Source organism: Frondihabitans australicus, assembly GCF_003634555.1.
Classification (GTDB): domain Bacteria; phylum Actinomycetota; class Actinomycetes; order Actinomycetales; family Microbacteriaceae; genus Frondihabitans; species Frondihabitans australicus.
This window is the reverse complement of record NZ_RBKS01000001.1, coordinates 2668000-2683325: the sequence shown is the minus strand read 5'-3', so window position 1 is coordinate 2683325 and position 15326 is coordinate 2668000. Positions and strand designations below refer to the sequence as shown.

Genomic DNA, 15326 nt, shown 5'->3' with positions numbered 1-15326 from the left:
CCCACCCGGACTCGGCGTCCTGAGAACTGCTGTGGATAACCTCGGGACATGGCGCCGTTGCTCCTCCTCGACCTCGACAACACCCTCATCGACCGGGACGCGGCTTTCGAGGCATGGGTCCGCCACGTGGCCGAGGGGGCGGGAGCGCCCGTCTCGGCGGTCGACGAGGTGCTCGCGGTCGACGACTCGGGGTACGGCGACCGTGACGACGTCGCGGAGGCGATGCGTCGGCTCCTGCGGCTCGAGGACGACCCCGAGACGCTGGTCGACCGCATCAGGCACGAGCACGTCGAGTTGGTCGCGCTCGCCGAGGGAGTCCGGGAGCGGATCGAGGCGATCGCCGACCGGGGCGTGCATCTCGGCGTCGTCACGAACGGGCCCGTGCGGCAGCAGACGATGAAGCTGCGACGGGTGGGGCTGTCGGGCCTCGTCGACCGGGCGATGATCTCGGAGGGCGCGGGGGTGGCGAAGCCGGACCCCGAGATCTTCCGGCGCGCGATGGAGCGGGCCGGTGCGACGCCGGACGACACCTGGATGGTCGGCGACAGCGCTCGCGCCGACATTCGAGGGGCGCAGGATGCGGGACTCCGCACGGGCTGGGTGTCGCTCGGCCGCGGCTGGCCCGGCGGCGAGCCCCCGACCGTCCAGGCGCCGACGACCGCCGAGGTGCTCGACCTGACGCGGCTCTAGCCTCGGGCGACGTCGTCTGCAGCGGCGCGCGCCCGCAGCGCCCGGTCGAGGATCGTGAGCGCCGACAGCACGACCGCGATGCCGAGGATCACCCAGCCCAGCTCGTGCAGCGCCGCCGTGGTCGGCCGCTGCCCGTAGGCGACGCCGATGAGCGACGTCGACGCGATCGCACCGATGTAGATCGACGTGCGCGAGAGCCCGGCGGCCGAGCCGATGCCGCCGGTCGGCACCTGGCGGTACAGGGCGGCCTGGTTCGACACCGACGCCAGCCCCTGCGGAATGGTGAAGAACAGGGTCACGCCGACGAACAGCCACACGGGCGAGGCCCCGGTGAGGGCCAGGATCAGAACGCCGCCGCCCAGGGGGATCAGCGCCGCGGCGATGAGTGGTGCCCGCACCCCCGTCCGGCGCGCGAACCAGAACGAGGCGACACCGGCGAGGATCGCGCCCGGCAGCTGCACGAGGCCGGCGGTCTGCGACGACAGCCCCGCGGAGTCCTGCACCCACTGCGAGAAGCCGTAGGTCATCGTGTAGGCGATGCCGTAGAGCAGGAAGAGGCGGATGTAGGTGCGGCTCAGCGCCCCGTTCGACGCGAGCATGCGCACGTCGATGAACGGGGCGACCGCGCGGCGCTCCCAGAGGACCAGCGCGACGAGAGCCGCGACGGTGATCGCGAGCAGCCAGTACAGGCCGGCCGAGAGGTCGAGCAGGAAGACGAGCAGGCTCGACACGGTGACCGCGAACAGGGCGAGGCCGGGCAGGTCGATCGCCTGGGTGACCGGCAGTGCGGCGGCGCGGATCGGGCGGATGCGGTCGCTCGGCAGCCAGAGCGCCGCGAGCACCAGGCCCGCGCCGGCGAGGGGAACGTTCACGAGGAAGATCGAGTGCCAGCCGAACGCGCCGATGAGGACGCCGGCGAGCGGCGGCCCGGCGGCGGCGGAGACGAGCGACGACACCGAGAGGCCGCCGAGGACGAGCGGGGGAGTCGCGACGCCCAGCCGGTCGGACTGGTTGCGGATCGCGCTCATCGCCGCCGGATACGCACTCGACGTGCCGATGCCGATCAGCACGCGGCTCGTGAGCGCGGCGCCGAACGACGGCAGGACGTCGGGCAGCACACCGGCGACGATCACCACGACCATGCCGAGCAGGAAGATCTTCTTCGGCCCGAACCGGTCGGCGAGCTTGCCCATGGTCGGCTGGGCGATCGCGCTGGCGAGGTAGAGCGACGAGACGAGCCAGATCGCCTGGTCGCTGCCGATCCCGAGGCTCTTCTGGATCGGCGCGAGTGCGACGGCGATCATCGTCGTGTTGATCGGGTTCAGCAGGGGGCCGAACAGGATGGGGATGACGAAGCGCGGGCCGAAGCCGGTCTCGCCGTGGGGGCGTGAGCCTGCTCCTGCGCGGGTCGGTGCTGTGGTGGTCGTGGGGATCGCCTTCTCGGGTGCGGTGGCTGCGGGTCGCTGCCCATCACGACGCCGGGAGGAGCGGATCGATTTATACAGTACGCCTGTATACCTGCTCCGGCAAGCCGGACCGCGCGGCCGGCGATCGCGACGAGTACCTCGCGGCCTTCGCCGCCTGGGCGCGCGCCCATCCTGACCATCACTGCTTCGTCGTGGTGCGGAGAGGCTCGGCGCCCGCGGACGAACAGATCGTCGGCATGGCCTGGCTCGCCATCGGCACGCGAGTCCCCTCGCCGCGCGACATCGAGCGGCTCGGCGGCGACATCCAGTCGGTGTACGTGATCCCGTCGCTGCGGAATCGCGGGCTGGGTCATCGCCTCCTGTCGTACGTCACCGCGTGCGCGGCGGCGCGGACGACGTCACACGCTGACCGGTTAGACGCATTTCGCGACCGGCCTCGGCCGGGAGTCGCGGCACGCCGGTCACGGGTGAGGTCGGAGCGCGGTTCCGGTCGCGAATTGCGGCAGGGGCAGGCCACGCCGCGGCGCGCTCACGGGTACCCGACGAACCACAGGAACACGATCGCGACCGCCTGCAGCACCACGCACCCGACGAGCAGCGCGACCCGCCGCCGGCGCGACCCCGCCTCGCCGGCCGACACGGGCCCCCAGAACACCGGGCTGCCCAGCATCGGCGCGGTGGGCAGCAGGAGCCGCGGCAGGCTCTGCTGCGGCAGGAACACCGCGACGAGATACAGCCAGTACGACGCCGTGAGGCCCACCACGTCGGCTCCGAGGGCGCGGGTTCCGCGCCGCGTCAGCCAGAAGACCCCGGCCGCGATCACGAGCAGCACCAGGACGACGCCGGCGACGACGCCCAGATAGGTCGTCGCCATCGCGAACCAGGGCGTGAGCGGCGCGAAGTGGCGCCGCCCGACGAAGCCGGTCCAGAACGCCAGCTCGGTGTCGAGGTAGGCGTCCGGGCGGCGGGTGGCGGCGGAGGCGATCACGGGCCAGGCGAGCCCCGCGGCGGCGGTGAGGCCCGCCGCGACGACGATGGCCAGGCGGTCGCGCCAGGGGAAGGCGGACCCGGTGATCCTGCGCCCCCGAAGCCTCACGACGAAGTGGATGCCGAGCGCCAGCGACAGGGCGAGGACACCCGGTCGCGTGAACGCCGCGACGACGCCGAACGGGATCAGCAGCCAGTAGCGCCGCGCCACGAGGCACCACAGGGACGCGAAGAGCAGCGCGAGGAAAAGGCTCTCGGCGTAGGCGGTCTGCAGCAGGAACCCGAGGGGCCCCAGGCTGAACAGCGCGACGGCGAAGAGAGCGCGCGGGGCCGGGATCGAGCGGCGCAGGATCGCGGAGAGCAGCACGGCCGCCACTCCTCCCGCGACGAGAGAGACGATCGCCCCCACCGCGTAGAAGCCGTTCGGGGTGCCGTTCACGCCGAGCACCGTCGTCAGGGCGTGGACGACGTACGGGTAGACGGGAAGGAACGCCCAGGTGTTCTGCAGCACGTGCCCGGCGGCATCCACCGGCAGCGTCGACGGGTAGCCGTGCTCGGCGATCGAGCGGTACGACGAGGCGTCCCAGGAGCCCGAGAAGGAGAAGAACGTCGCGTGCGCCCGGTGGCTCGCGAACCGCCAGCCGTTCGCCGTCGCGATCCAGAACATCGCGGCCAGCAGGATCGTCGACACGACTCTCGACAGGGCGTACACGACCAGCGCGCCGCCCCACGGCGGGAGGCGGGAGAGTCGGTGCACCACGCCAACCTAGCGGTGCCCGGCGAGGCCGGCGGCGCTCAGCGGTGCCGTCGGATGCGGATCGGCCCCTTCGCGGTCGACGGGTCGACGACCCGCCCCTTCTGCGTGATGTCGACCACGCCCTGTGCGACGAGGCGCCGGGCCGCCCGGCGGGCCGGCTCCATGAGCTCGCGCCAGCCGTCGTCGTCTCCGTCATACACGTCGCGCGCCGCATCCGACGGGCAGATCGTCGCGGTGGCGGCCCGGGAGTCGAGCAGGCCCCGGATGCTGGCCTCGAGGCGGTGGTCGATCGGGCGGACCTTCCGGCGGCGGCACGCGTCGCTGCAGTAGGCGATGTCGTCCCACGTCTCGGCCCACTTCGAACGCCATTCGATGCGCCGCCCGCACGAGCGGCAGGTCTTCTCGGCGGTGGTCACCCGACCGGTCTACTCCGCATGGCATGCCCTAGGCTCGAGGTGGCCGAGACACCTCGTTCGGCCCCGCAGCGCGCGCGTCGATGCGCACTCGTTCCAGGTTCGCGATGTCTTCCTCTCCGCACTCCTCGTCCGCCGCCGACCGCTTCCCGTGGGGCGGCCTGATCGCCCTCGCCGTCGCCTCGTTCTTCTCCATCTCGGGCGAGATGCTCCCGACCGGCCTGCTGCCTCAGATGGGCGCCGACCTGCACGTGAGCGAGTCGTCGGTGGGCCTGCTCGTCTCGGTGTTCGCGTTCACCGTCGTCTTCACCTCGACGATCCTCACGCACCTGCTCTCGCGGATCCCGCGCCACCGCCTGCTCGTCGGCCTCATCGTCGTGATCGCGATCGGCGCGATCGGCACCGCCCTCGCGCCCAGCTACGGCGTGCTCGTCGCCGCGCGGATCCTCGGCGGCCTGGCCCACGGCGTCTTCTGGGCGATCTGCGGCGCGTACGCCGCCCACCTCGTGCCGCGCGAGCAGGTCGGGAAGGCGCTCGCCGTGTCGTCGTCGGGCGGCACGCTCGCGTTCGTGCTCGGCGTGCCGCTCGGCACGGCGCTCGGCCAGGCCGTCGGCTGGCGCTGGGCGTTCGGGATCCTCGCCGTCCTCATGGTCGGCGGCGCTCTGCTCGTCTGGCGCCTCCTGCCCGACGTCGGCTCGGGTGCCGACGACGCCGAGACCCTCCGGCAGGAGTACAGCGACGCCGCCACCGGCGCGACCCCGATCGGCCCTGGTGCCCTCGCGACGGGCTCGATCCCGATCATCCGCGACGCCCAGGCCCGTGCCGACGCCGTGCGGCGAGAGACTCCCGACCCGTCGACGCTCGGCGTCGTCTTCAGCTGCGTGACCACCGGCATCTTCATGGTCGGCCACTACGCGCTCTACACCTATGTCGCGCCGTTCCTCACCCAGACCTCCGGGCTGTCCGACCAGGCGCTCAGCATCGCGCTGTTCGCCTACGGGATCGCAGGAGCAGCCGGACTCCTCCTCGTGGGCTGGGTCCTCGGCCGGCGCACGGGCCTCACGATCCCCGTCGCGATGGTCCTCTCGATCCTCACGGTCGTCGCGCTCCTGCTCCTCGAGGGGCGGGCGGCGCCGTCGTTCGCCGTGTTCGTGATCCTCGGCATCACCTTCGGCGTGCTGCCGCCGCTGCTGCAGATCCGGCTGCTCGAGCGGGCTCCTGCGCGCATCCGCGACCTGGCGAGCTCGTTCTACACGGCGTCGTTCAACGCCGGTATCGGTGCGGGCGCGCTCGTCGGCGGCATCGTCCTGAGCGGGGTCGGGCTCGGCGCGCTGCCGGTCGTCGACGCGTCGATCGCGGCGGTGATGCTGGTCGCGACGCTCGTGTCCGACCGCGTCCTGGTGCAGCGGCACCGTCGGCGGCATCTGCCGGCGCGGTAGCGCGACGCTACCGGTCGAGCGCTCGCACGAGCGACTCCTGCACGTAGCCGAGCCACTCGTAGATGTCGCGCATGAGCAGCGTCTGCGGATCGCCGGTCTGTGCCTCGTAGCCGTCGGCCGTCACGCCGAGACGCGACGCGAGGGTGAGGCGGAGGTCGGTGAGGGTGCGGAGCCAGGCCTGCTCGGACTCGAGCCCGAGGGGCTGTCGCCGATCCTGCACAAGGGTCTCGATCACCCGCTCGGCGTTCCGGGCCTTCGCGGCGGTGAGGTCGTCGGCCGTCAGGCGGCGGAACTCGGCGGCGGCGGACCGCATCTCGTCGTCGTCGCCCGAGTAGCCGTCGGGGATCAACCGGGCGAGCGCAGGATCCTGCGAATCTCCCTCGTCGAGAAGCTCCACCAACTGCCTCGTCAGGTCGCCCACGAGCGCCCGCTCGTGGTCGGCCAGCGCGAGGTGGATCCCGTCGCGCTTGCGCTGGAACGGCATCACTCGTCGGCCCTCGTCACGGTCGCCCAGAGCCCGTAGCCGTGCAGGGCCTCGACGTGCATCTCCATGCGCTCGCGGGCGCCCGTCGCGACGACCGCCTTGCCTTTCGTGTGCACCTGGAGCATGAGCCGCTCGGCCTCCTGAGCCTCGAAACCGAAGTAGGTGCGGAAGACGTACGAGACGTACGACATGAGGTTCACGGGGTCGTCCCAGACCAGGGTGACCCACGGCACGTCGGGTGCGACCAACCGCCGCGTGTCGGTCTCGTCGAGAGTCAGGCTCACGCTTCTAGGGTGTCATGTTTCCTTGTGAGGCGGCACGGCCGGTTGTTATGCTCGACCCGTCGCGACTGGCGTTCGGGTGGTCTACCACCGGGGAGCGACTCACACGGTTGGTGGCCGTACGCCTGGGCTGCCGTCGACTTCGAATCGGCTTGCCCCGCGTCCGTGTGATTCTTTGAGGAGCCCCGTCATGACGACAACGCCCACCGACCGCCTTCCCTCCACCTTCAACGCCCCGCTCGCCGAGGTCGACCCCGAGATCGCGGCCGTCCTCGAGCAGGAGCTCGGCCGACAGCGCGACTACCTCGAGATGATCGCCAGCGAGAACTTCGTTCCCCGCGCCGTCCTCGAGTCGCAGGGCTCCGTGCTCACCAACAAGTACGCCGAGGGCTACCCGGGCCGCCGCTACTACGGCGGCTGCGAGTTCGTCGACATCGCGGAGAACCTCGCCATCGAGCGCGCGAAGAAGCTCTTCGGCGCCGAGTTCGCGAACGTCCAGCCGCACTCGGGCGCGCAGGCCAACGCCGCCGTCCTGGCGGCGCTCGCCACCCCCGGCGACACGATCCTCGGCCTCGAGCTCTCGCACGGCGGCCACCTCACTCACGGCATGAAGCTCAACTTCTCGGGCAAGCTCTACAACGCCGTGGCCTACGAGGTCGACCCCGAGACGTACCTCGTCAACATGGAGACCGTGCGCGCCCAGGCGCTCGAGCACAAGCCCAAGGTCATCATCGCCGGCTGGTCGGCGTACCCCCGCCAGCTCGACTTCGCCGCCTTCCGCGCGATCGCCGACGAGGTCGGCGCGTACCTCTGGGTCGACATGGCGCACTTCGCCGGTCTGGTCGCCGCTGGCCTGCACCCGTCGCCCCTGCCGCACGCCCACGTTGTCTCGTCGACCGTGCACAAGACGCTCGCCGGGCCTCGCTCGGGCGTGATCCTCTCCAACGACGAGTCGCTGTTCAAGAAGCTCAACTCGGCCGTCTTCCCCGGCCAGCAGGGCGGCCCGCTCATGCACGTGATCGCCGCCAAGGCGACCGCGTTCCTCCTCGCCGCGCAGCCCGAGTTCAAGGACCGCCAGGAGCGCACCCTCCGCGGCGCGTCGATCCTCGCGTCGCGGCTCACGCAGCCCGACGCGAAGGCGGCCGGAATCGACGTGCTCACCGGCGGCACCGACGTGCACCTCGTGCTCGTCGACCTCCGCGCGAGCGAGGTCGACGGCAAGCAGGCCGAGAACCTCCTCCACGAGGTCGGCATCACGGTCAACCGCAACTCCGTGCCGTGGGACCCCCGCCCGCCGATGACCACGTCGGGCGTCCGCATCGGCACCCCGGCGCTCGCGACCCGCGGTTTCGGCGACGCCGAGTTCACCGAGGTCGCCGACATCATCGCGAACGCGCTGATGCCGAACCCCGACCTGGCGGCGCTTGCGGCTCGCGTGAAGGTGCTGACCGACGCGTTCCCTCTCTACGCCTAGGCCGGCCGGCATGGCTCTCGAGAACACGACGAGCGAGGCGCAGGAGCAAGGGCACGTCGCCGTGCGCGTCGACGGCACCGCCCTCGCCGGCAAGGTGAAGGACGACCTCCGCGCCCGCGTCGCCACGCTGAAAGAACGCGGCATCCACCCGGGTCTCGGCACGATCCTCGTCGGGACGAACCCGGCGTCGCTGTCGTACATCGCGGGGAAGCACCGGGACTGCGCCGAGGTCGGCATCGAGTCGATCCGGCTCGACCTGCCCGAGTCGGCGAGCGAGCAGGAGGTGCGCGACGCGATCCGGTTCATGAACCAGAACCCGCTCGTCACCGCCTTCATCATCCAGCTGCCCCTGCCGGAGGGCATCGACCCCACGGCGATGCTCGAGCTGATGGACCCGCACAAAGACGCAGACGGTCTCCACCCGCTCAACCTCGGCGAGCTCGTGCTCGCCGTGCCGGGCGGGCAGGGCACGATCGACACTCCGCTTTCGTGCACGCCGCGCGGCATCGTCGAGATGCTGCAGGAGTACGACATCCCCATCGCGGGGCAGCACGTCACGATCATCGGCCAGGGCTTGACGGTCGGGCGGCCTCTCGGGCTCCTGCTCACCCGCCTCGAGGCGACGGCCACGCTCACCCACTCGCGCACGGCCGACGTCGCGGCCGAGGTGCGCCGTGCCGACATCGTCGTGGCAGCGGCCGGCGTCGCGGGGCTCGTGAAGGCCGACTGGCTGAAGCCCGGCGCTGCGGTGATCGACGTCGGCATCACGCGCGTCATCGATCCCGAGACGGGCAAGGCTCGGCTGCGCGGCGACGTCGACCCTGCCGCGGCGTCGGTGGCCGGCTACCTCTCGCCCGTGCCCGGCGGCGTGGGCCCGATGACTCGGGCGATGCTGCTGAAGAACGTGGTCGAGGCCGCCGAGCGTCGCTGACGCCTGGCGGATGTGGGCCGGCTCGGCGCTTGGCGTGCGGTGTGCGCGGCGTAGCGTGCCCGGCGCGTCGCCTGTCGCCGCCTCAGGAGCTCGGCCCTCTTCTCGTTGCCTCGCGTTTTCCCCTCCTCAACTTCGTAGTTGAGGAGGGGAAAATGGAATGCATCGCCCGGTCGAGCGAGCGTCCGCACGTCGGCGCGACCCGCACGCCGGCGCGACCCGCCAGGCGGCGCGGCGCGGCCGGCGGCGCGGCGCGCCCCGTCGGGAGAGGGGGCGAGCCCCGTCAGTCCAGGCGGCGAGCCCCGTCGGCGGCGTGCACGGCGAAGATCGTCGGCGCCGCGTAGCCGGCGTCGGCGAAGGCGGCTGCCACGGCAGAGGCCACGGCGTCACGCGCTTCGGTCGGCACGAGGGCGATCGCCGAGCCGCCGAAGCCGCCGCCCGTCATCCGGGCGCCGACCGCCCCCGTGGCCTGGGCCGTCGACACGGCCAGGTCGAGCTCGGGCACGGAGATCTCGAAGTCGTCGCGCATCGAGACGTGCGAGGCGTCGAGCAGCGGCCCGATCGCCGCGGGGCCCGACGTGCGCAGCGTGCGGACGGTGTCGAGCACCCGCTGGTTCTCGGTGACGATGTGCCGCACCCGGCGGAACGTCTCGTCGTCCATCACCTCCGCAGCTCGGGGCAGGTCGTCGACCGAGACGTCGCGCAGCGCGGGCACGCCCATGAGGGCTGCGCCCTTCTCGCAGGAGGCGCGGCGAGCCTTGTACCCGCCCGTCGCGTGGGCGTGGGCCACGTGCGTGTCGATGACGAGGAGTTCGAGCGAGGCCGCATCGAACCCGAGGTCGATCACCTCGGCGTCGAGGCTGCGACAGTCGAGGAAGACGGCGGCGTCAGCCCGGCCGAGCAGAGACGCCGACTGGTCCATGATGCCGGTGGGCGCACCCACGGCGTCGTTCTCGGCGAGCTGCCCCACCGAGGCGAGGAACGGCCGCGTCACGTCGAGCTGCCACAGGTCGGCGAGGCAGACGGCGACGGCGCACTCGATGGCGGCCGACGACGACAGCCCGGCCCCGACCGGCACCGTCGACTCGACGAAGATGTCGAGGCCGAACGCGGCATCGAGCGACGCGGTGGCGTCATCGAGCCCCTCGACGGACGGCAGGCGACGCCCGAGTGCCCAGGCGATGCCGAAGACGTAGGCCGACCAGCCGTCCATCTCGCCAGGGTCCAGGTCGTCCAGCGACGCCTCGTGCACGCCTTCCTCGAACGTCGAGGCCACGCGCAGGAGCCGGTCGCCGCGTCGGCCCACGGTGATCGTGGTGGCGCGGTCGATCGCCATCGGGAACACGAAGCCGTCGTTGTAGTCGGTGTGCTCGCCGATGAGGTTCACGCGGCCGGGGGCGGCCCAGCGGCCGACGACGTCGGTGTCGAAGACGTCGGCGAACGAGCGGGAGCCGGCAGACGAGGAGGTCGAGGTGCTCATGCGCGCTCCACCGCCTCCCGGATGGCGGCGGCGGACTGCTCGGGCACGAGGTCGCCGATCCAGGCGCCCATGGCGGCCTCGGATCCTGCGAGGTATTTCAGCTTCGTCGCCGCCCTGCGAGGCGACGTGATCTGCAGGTTGAGCCGCACGGTGTCGCGCCCGACGTTCACCGGCGCCTGGTGCCAGGCGGCGATGTACGGCGTGGGGTCGTCGTAGAGAGCGTCGACGCCGCGCAGGAGCCGGCGGTACACCCCGGCGAGCTCGTCGCGCTCGTCGTCGGTGAGGGCGGCGAAGTCGGGCACCTGCCGATGGGGCAGGAGGTGGATCTCGACCGGCCAGCGCGCGGCGAACGGCACGAACGCGGTGAAGCTCTCGCTCGCGAGCACGACCCGGGGGCCGGTGCGCTCGTGCTCGAGGACGTCGGCGAAGAGGGTCGGGCCGTACTGGTCGATGCTGCGCAGCAGCGACGTCGTGCGCGGGGTGACGTACGGGTAGGCGTAGATCTGCCCGTGCGGGTGGTGGAGCGTGACGCCGATGGCCTCGCCGCGGTTCTCGAAGGGGAACACCTCCTGCACGCCGGGCAGCTCGGAGAGCGCCGCCGTGCGCTGGCTCCACGCCTCGACGACGGTGCGCATGCGCGACTCGGGCAGCTGCGACAGCGAGCCGTTCGTCTCGGGGCTGAAGCAGACGACCTCGCAGCGGCCGACCGAGGTACGGGTGCGGTTCAGGCCGAGCTGGGCCAGGTCGTCGAGGTCGTGGGGTGCGTCGGGCGCCGCCGGGGCGAGCAGCGGCCCGAACGACGGCGAGCGGTTCTCGAAGACGGCGACGTCGTACACGTCGGGGATCTCGCTGGGGTTCGTCGGGCTCTGCGGCGCGAGCGGGTCGAACTCGGCAGGGGGGAGCTGCGCGCGGTTCTGCCGGGCGGCGGCGATCGACACCCACTCGCCGGTGAGGACGTCCTGCCGCATCGTCGCGGTCTCGGGCCGCGCCTCGAGGGGCCGCGTGTCGGGCTTCCGCTCGGGCGACAGCGCGGTGTCGGCGTCGTCGAAGTAGATGAGTTCTCGACCGTCGGCCAGAACGGTCGGCCTGATGGCGATGGGCATGCCCCTCCTCGGATGCGCAGCTGACGGCTTTGTCTTGCGAAAGACAACGAAAGTATACGAAGGTGGGACCGTGGAATCCACCCCGTCCGGCCTCGACGCCCGCAGACGCCGCGATCGCATCCTCGCGATCGTCGAGACGCACGGCTTCGCCCGCACGGCCGACCTCGCACGGCAGCTCGGCACGTCGGAGGTCACGGTGCGCAGCGACTTCGCCGCGCTCGAGGCCGACGGCCGCCTCACCCGTGTGCACGGCGGCGCGCTGCCGTCGACCGGCGCGCCGGTCGAGCGCCCCTTCGAAGAGGTGCAGGCGACCGGCGCCGAGGCGAAGCGGGCGATCGGCGTCCGGGCCGCGAGCCTCGTGCGAAGCGGCCAGTGCGTCGTCCTCGACGTCGGCACCACGACCACCAGGATCGCGGAAGCCCTCCTCGAGCGGACCGACCTCACCGACGTGACCGTCGTCACCAACGGACTCACCATCGCCCTCGCCCTGGAACGGGCCGTCCCGCGCTTCACCGTGATCGTCACCGGCGGCACCCTGCGGCCGTTGCAGCACTCGCTCGTGAACCCGCTCGCGCAGTCCGTGTTCGAGACGGTCACGGCCGACCTCGCCTTCCTCGGCTGCACCGGCGTCGACGCCTCGCACGGCGTGACGAACGTCAACCTGCCCGAGACGGACCTCAAGCGGGTCATGGTTCGCGTCGCCCGCCGGTCGTACGTCGTCGCCGACGGGAGCAAGATAGGTACGGCGCACCTCGGTGTGATCGGGCCGCTCGCCTCGTTCGACGGGCTCATCACCGCCGGTGCCGACGCGTCGTCGATCGACGAGCTGCGGGCCGCGGGCCTCGCGGTGATCGAGGCGGACACCCCCGACGAGAAGGAACCCACGTGACCGACACCGCCCCGACCGGCGAGCAGTACCACCTCACCCTCGACGCCGCAGGCACCACCGTCACGGCCATCGTCACCGAGGTCGCGGGCGGGCTCCGCGCGCTGGAGGTCGGCGGCGTCGCGATCGCCGAGACGTTCGCCGAGCACGAGACGCCGCCGTCCGCATGCGGCATCACGCTCGTGCCGTGGCCGAACCGCGTCGACGGGGGCACGTGGACTCTGGACGGGCAGACGCAGCAGCTCGACATCACGGAGGTGGCGAAGGGCAACGCGAGCCACGGGCTCCTGCGCTACACGCCCTACCGCCCGGTGTCGGTCGAGCCGCACGCGGTGACCCAGTCGGCGAGCGTCTTCCCGCAGCACGGCTGGCCGTTCCGCCTCGACACGACCGTGCGGCACGAGCTCGTCGCCGACGGCCTCGTCGTCACGCACACGATCACCAACCGCGGGCCCGGCCGGGCGCCGTTCGCCGTGGGGTCGCACCCGTTCTTCCGGGTGGGTGACCACGATCCTGCGACCCTGACCGTCACGCTCGACGCCGCGACGCGATTCGAGACGAACGTGCGCAGCATCCCCGTGGGCACGTCGCCGGTGGCCGGCACGCCGTTCGACCTCAGCGGCTCGCCCGTGCTCGGCGACCTCGACATCGACGCCTGCTACCGCGACATCGCGACCGACGACCAGGGGCGGCGCCACACGCGGCTGACCGCGCCCGACGGCTCGTCGACCACGATGTGGCAGGACGCGAACTTCCCGTACGTGCAGGTCTTCACGCCGCGGAACTTCCCTCGCGACGGCGTGAAGGGCCTGGCGTTCGCCGCCGAGCCGATGACCGCGCCGGCCAACGCGCTCGCCTCGGGCGAGGGGCTGCGCTGGCTCGACGAGGGCGAGACCTGGAGCGGCACCTGGGGCGTCACCTACGCCGGGCCGACCGCCTGATCAACCGGTCGGCAGGCCGAGCCCGCGCGCCTCGAGCGACACCCGCAATGCGGTGAGGGCGTCCGCCGCGGCCCCGAGATCGGCCTCGTCGTCGACAGGGCGCAGGAGCCCGGCGAGGGCCTCATCGGCGACAGGCTCGGCCCTCGCCAGCGCCGCCGCCCCCTCGTCGGTGAGTGCCAGCAGCGACGATCGCCGGTCTTCCGGATTCGGCCGCCGCTCGAGCCACCCGAGCTTCTCGAGGCGGTCGACGCCCTTGCTCGTCGCGCCCACCCCGAGCGCCAGCCAGGCGGCGATGTCGGCGACGCGCGCGCCCTCGTGGTCGCGCACGTAGCGCAGGAAGCCGAGCTGCGCCACCGACGCGGCCTCGCCCTCGCGCAGCCTCGCCTCGAGCGCGTTGTAGAGCCGGATCTCGGCGATGAGCAGGTCGTCGAAGAACGCTCTCGCCGCGGATGGGTCTTCCCATTTAGTTGCCACGGCATATACTGTAGCGGCATCTACATCGGAACGGAAGGACTTCCATGACTCTCGAACAGCGACAGGACCTCGACGCCGAGCTGCGTGCTTTCACCCTCGGCGGCGACACCATGACCGATCGTCGCGAGGCGTTCGCCTCCTTCATGGAGCAGTGCGTCGTGCCCGGCGACGTCGTGTCGTCTGACACGACGCTGGGCGGGCGGCCAGCGCTCCGAGTGGAGCCGGTCGGCGGAGCCACGCGGCCCGGCGTCATCCTGTACTTCCACGGCGGGGCCTGGATCGTGGGCTCGCCGCAGACCGCCCTCGGCCTCACCGGGCAGCTCGTCTCCCGCACCGGAATGGAGGCCGTGTCGGTCGACTATCGGCTCGCGCCCGAGCACCCTTTCCCGGCGGGGATCGACGACGGTGTGGCGGCGTACCGCGAGCTCCTGCAGCAGGGGGTCGACCCGTCGCGCATCGTCGTCGCCGGCGACTCGGCCGGGGGAGGGCTGTCGATCACGACCCTCCTCGCGGCGCGGCGCGAGGGGCTTCCGATGCCAGGAGCCGTCGTGACCTTCTCGGCGGGGCTCGACGCGACGCGGACGGGCCGCAGCATGGACACGAAGGACGGCGTCGATCCGATCTTCTCGCGCGCGTCGTTCGCTGCGACCACGCCGCTGTACCTCGACGGGGCCGACCCCGCGCAGGAGCTCCTGTCGCCGGCGACGCTGGCCTCGCTCGAGGGGTTCCCGCCGCTGCTGCTGCAGGTCGGCACGAACGAGGTGCTGCTCGACGACACGGTGCGGCTGGCCCAGCGGGCGATCGACGCGTCGGTCGACGTCGTGCTCGACGTGACGGCCGACGTGCCGCACGTATTCCAGATGTTCGCCGGGCGGCTCGACGAGGCCGACGCGGCGCTCGCGCGTGCCGCTGCGTTCGTCGCGGAGCGTGTGCCCGCCTGAGTGGCCGGGCCGCGCCGCGCCGCCGGCGCGCGTTCGGGAGGAAGATAGTTCCTCCCGTAGGCGCGGCAGGGTGTGCCGATCGCGCGGTGCGCACGCTGAGGAGGAGAACTATCCTCCCGAAGCTCGAATCGCACGCTCGACAGGGAGCGCGAGGCGCGGCAGGGAGGAGATGCCGGCCGACGGTCCTCCTGAGCGGTGGGAGGTCGCGCAGTTTCCTCCCGGGGCGTCGCTCGCCGAGCCGATTTCCTCCCGAGCGCCGCCGAGTTCCTCCCGAAGCGAGAGCCCACCGGGCGGCAATGTCACCGACGCTCGTTCGGGAGGAAAAATATCCTCCCGAAAGGCACTCGCACGGGCCGGCAGACACCCGGGACACCGAGCGGCGAAGCCGCGACGCGAGCGGCAACCTTCACGGGGGATGAGACACCCGGCAGGCTGAGCGGCTCCGCCGCGACGCGAGCGCAGCGAGCCAGACGAGCACGACGAGATCCTGGCGCCCCCGCAGGATCGATCCAGGATTTCGTGGGCCCCGTGGGGCTCGAACCCACGACCAACGGATTAAAAGTCCGATGCTCTACCGACTGAGCTAGAGGCCCTAGCTAGCCGAACAAGCCTAGCAAGCGG

General features: G+C 71.9%; 15 protein-coding genes, 1 tRNA gene, 1 pseudogene and 1 riboswitch. Of the genes and pseudogenes, 8 read left to right on the top strand and 9 right to left on the bottom strand.

Features of this window, described 5'->3' with window-relative positions; genetic code table 11:
• Window positions 1-48: 48 nt before the first annotated feature.
• Window positions 49-690 (top strand): HAD family hydrolase, encoded by a 642-nt coding sequence (locus C8E83_RS12610; protein ID WP_121370219.1) that lies wholly within the window; start codon window positions 49-51, stop codon window positions 688-690.
• Here the strand turns inward: C8E83_RS12610 and C8E83_RS12605 are convergent.
• The gene (locus tag C8E83_RS12605) at window positions 687-2018 is read right to left on the bottom strand and encodes an MFS transporter (RefSeq protein WP_281270841.1); all 1332 of its coding nucleotides are present in this window, start codon (window positions 2016-2018) and stop codon (window positions 687-689) included. The genes C8E83_RS12610 and C8E83_RS12605 overlap by 4 nt on opposite strands.
• Window positions 2019-2077: 59 nt before the next feature.
• Between C8E83_RS12605 and C8E83_RS20105 the strand changes: the two are divergent.
• Window positions 2078-2449 (top strand): annotated as a pseudogene (locus tag C8E83_RS20105) (hypothetical protein); the annotation flags it as partial.
• Window positions 2450-2646: 197 nt separating this feature from the next.
• Here the strand turns inward: C8E83_RS20105 and C8E83_RS12595 are convergent.
• Together C8E83_RS12595 and C8E83_RS12590 are read right to left on the bottom strand one after the other, a co-directional pair.
• A complete protein-coding gene (locus C8E83_RS12595; RefSeq protein WP_245981663.1) occupies window positions 2647-3861 on the bottom strand; it encodes a hypothetical protein in 1215 nt (404 codons plus the stop codon).
• A gap of 38 nt (window positions 3862-3899) precedes the next feature.
• Entirely contained in the window at window positions 3900-4277 is a 378-nt protein-coding gene (locus tag C8E83_RS12590) for a DUF3253 domain-containing protein (RefSeq protein ID WP_121370215.1), read from the bottom strand.
• Between the two features lie 104 nt (window positions 4278-4381).
• Here C8E83_RS12590 and C8E83_RS12585 point away from each other — a divergent pair, with 104 nt between their 5' ends.
• Complete coding sequence (locus C8E83_RS12585; RefSeq protein WP_170159933.1) at window positions 4382-5713, top strand: MFS transporter; 1332 nt, start codon at window positions 4382-4384, stop codon at window positions 5711-5713.
• Window positions 5714-5720: 7 nt separating this feature from the next.
• Here the strand turns inward: C8E83_RS12585 and C8E83_RS12580 are convergent, their stop codons facing one another.
• Together C8E83_RS12580 and clpS are read right to left on the bottom strand one after the other, a co-directional pair.
• Complete coding sequence (locus C8E83_RS12580; protein WP_121370213.1) at window positions 5721-6197, bottom strand: DUF2017 family protein; 477 nt, start codon at window positions 6195-6197, stop codon at window positions 5721-5723.
• On the bottom strand, window positions 6197-6481 hold the full coding sequence (gene clpS, locus C8E83_RS12575) for an ATP-dependent Clp protease adapter ClpS (protein ID WP_425454764.1): 285 nt from the start codon (window positions 6479-6481) through the stop codon (window positions 6197-6199). The genes C8E83_RS12580 and clpS overlap by 1 nt, the downstream gene beginning before the upstream one ends.
• A 51-nt stretch (window positions 6482-6532) precedes the next feature.
• A riboswitch (ZMP/ZTP riboswitch) is annotated at window positions 6533-6616 on the top strand.
• A 52-nt stretch (window positions 6617-6668) separates the two neighbouring features.
• Between clpS and glyA the strand changes: the two genes are divergently transcribed.
• Together glyA and C8E83_RS12565 are read left to right on the top strand one after the other, a co-directional pair.
• Window positions 6669-7952, top strand: a complete 1284-nt coding sequence (glyA, locus tag C8E83_RS12570; protein WP_121370212.1) for a serine hydroxymethyltransferase — start codon at window positions 6669-6671, stop codon at window positions 7950-7952.
• 10 nt (window positions 7953-7962) lie between these two features.
• Window positions 7963-8883, top strand: a complete 921-nt coding sequence (locus tag C8E83_RS12565; RefSeq protein ID WP_121370211.1) for a bifunctional methylenetetrahydrofolate dehydrogenase/methenyltetrahydrofolate cyclohydrolase — start codon at window positions 7963-7965, stop codon at window positions 8881-8883.
• Between the two features lie 280 nt (window positions 8884-9163).
• Here the strand turns inward: C8E83_RS12565 and galK are convergent, their stop codons facing one another.
• Together galK and galT are read right to left on the bottom strand one after the other, a co-directional pair.
• Window positions 9164-10360 carry a galactokinase gene (galK, locus tag C8E83_RS12560; RefSeq protein WP_121370210.1) on the bottom strand — a complete coding sequence of 399 codons (1197 nt, stop codon included), beginning with the start codon at window positions 10358-10360 and terminating at the stop codon, window positions 9164-9166.
• Window positions 10357-11463: a galactose-1-phosphate uridylyltransferase gene (gene galT, locus C8E83_RS12555; RefSeq protein ID WP_121370209.1), complete on the bottom strand. Its 1107-nt coding sequence runs from the start codon at window positions 11461-11463 to the stop codon at window positions 10357-10359. The genes galK and galT overlap by 4 nt, the downstream gene beginning before the upstream one ends.
• Before the next feature lie 70 nt (window positions 11464-11533).
• Between galT and C8E83_RS12550 the strand changes: the two genes are divergently transcribed.
• Window positions 11534-12352 (top strand): DeoR/GlpR family DNA-binding transcription regulator, encoded by an 819-nt coding sequence (locus tag C8E83_RS12550; protein WP_245981661.1) that lies wholly within the window; start codon window positions 11534-11536, stop codon window positions 12350-12352.
• On the top strand, window positions 12349-13290 hold the full coding sequence (locus C8E83_RS12545; RefSeq protein WP_121370207.1) for an aldose 1-epimerase family protein: 942 nt from the start codon (window positions 12349-12351) through the stop codon (window positions 13288-13290). The genes C8E83_RS12550 and C8E83_RS12545 overlap by 4 nt, the downstream gene beginning before the upstream one ends.
• On the opposite strand, the gene C8E83_RS12540 is transcribed toward C8E83_RS12545, so the two are convergent.
• Complete coding sequence (locus tag C8E83_RS12540) at window positions 13291-13764, bottom strand: MarR family winged helix-turn-helix transcriptional regulator (RefSeq protein ID WP_121370206.1); 474 nt, start codon at window positions 13762-13764, stop codon at window positions 13291-13293.
• A gap of 44 nt (window positions 13765-13808) precedes the next feature.
• Here C8E83_RS12540 and C8E83_RS12535 point away from each other — a divergent pair, with 44 nt between their 5' ends.
• Window positions 13809-14705, top strand: coding sequence for an alpha/beta hydrolase (locus tag C8E83_RS12535; RefSeq protein WP_121370205.1), 897 nt, complete (start codon window positions 13809-13811; stop codon window positions 14703-14705).
• A gap of 520 nt (window positions 14706-15225) precedes the next feature.
• On the opposite strand, the gene C8E83_RS12530 is transcribed toward C8E83_RS12535, so the two are convergent.
• Window positions 15226-15298, bottom strand: a tRNA-Lys gene (locus C8E83_RS12530).
• Between the last annotated feature and the right edge of the window lie 28 nt (window positions 15299-15326).

Bases quoted from the DNA above. Each gene is read 5' to 3' on its own strand.
- C8E83_RS12535 (WP_121370205.1), top strand. From the start codon at position 13,809: ATGACTCTCGAACAGCGACAGGACCTCGACGCCGAGCTGCGTGCTTTC.
- C8E83_RS12580 (WP_121370213.1), bottom strand. From the start codon at position 6,197: ATGCCGTTCCAGCGCAAGCGCGACGGGATCCACCTCGCGCTGGCCGAC.
- C8E83_RS12565 (WP_121370211.1), top strand. From the start codon at position 7,963: ATGGCTCTCGAGAACACGACGAGCGAGGCGCAGGAGCAAGGGCACGTC.
- C8E83_RS12585 (WP_170159933.1), top strand. From the start codon at position 4,382: ATGTCTTCCTCTCCGCACTCCTCGTCCGCCGCCGACCGCTTCCCGTGG.
- galT (WP_121370209.1), bottom strand. From the start codon at position 11,463: ATGCCCATCGCCATCAGGCCGACCGTTCTGGCCGACGGTCGAGAACTC.
- galK (WP_121370210.1), bottom strand. From the start codon at position 10,360: ATGAGCACCTCGACCTCCTCGTCTGCCGGCTCCCGCTCGTTCGCCGAC.
- C8E83_RS12610 (WP_121370219.1), top strand. From the start codon at position 49: ATGGCGCCGTTGCTCCTCCTCGACCTCGACAACACCCTCATCGACCGG.
- glyA (WP_121370212.1), top strand. From the start codon at position 6,669: ATGACGACAACGCCCACCGACCGCCTTCCCTCCACCTTCAACGCCCCG.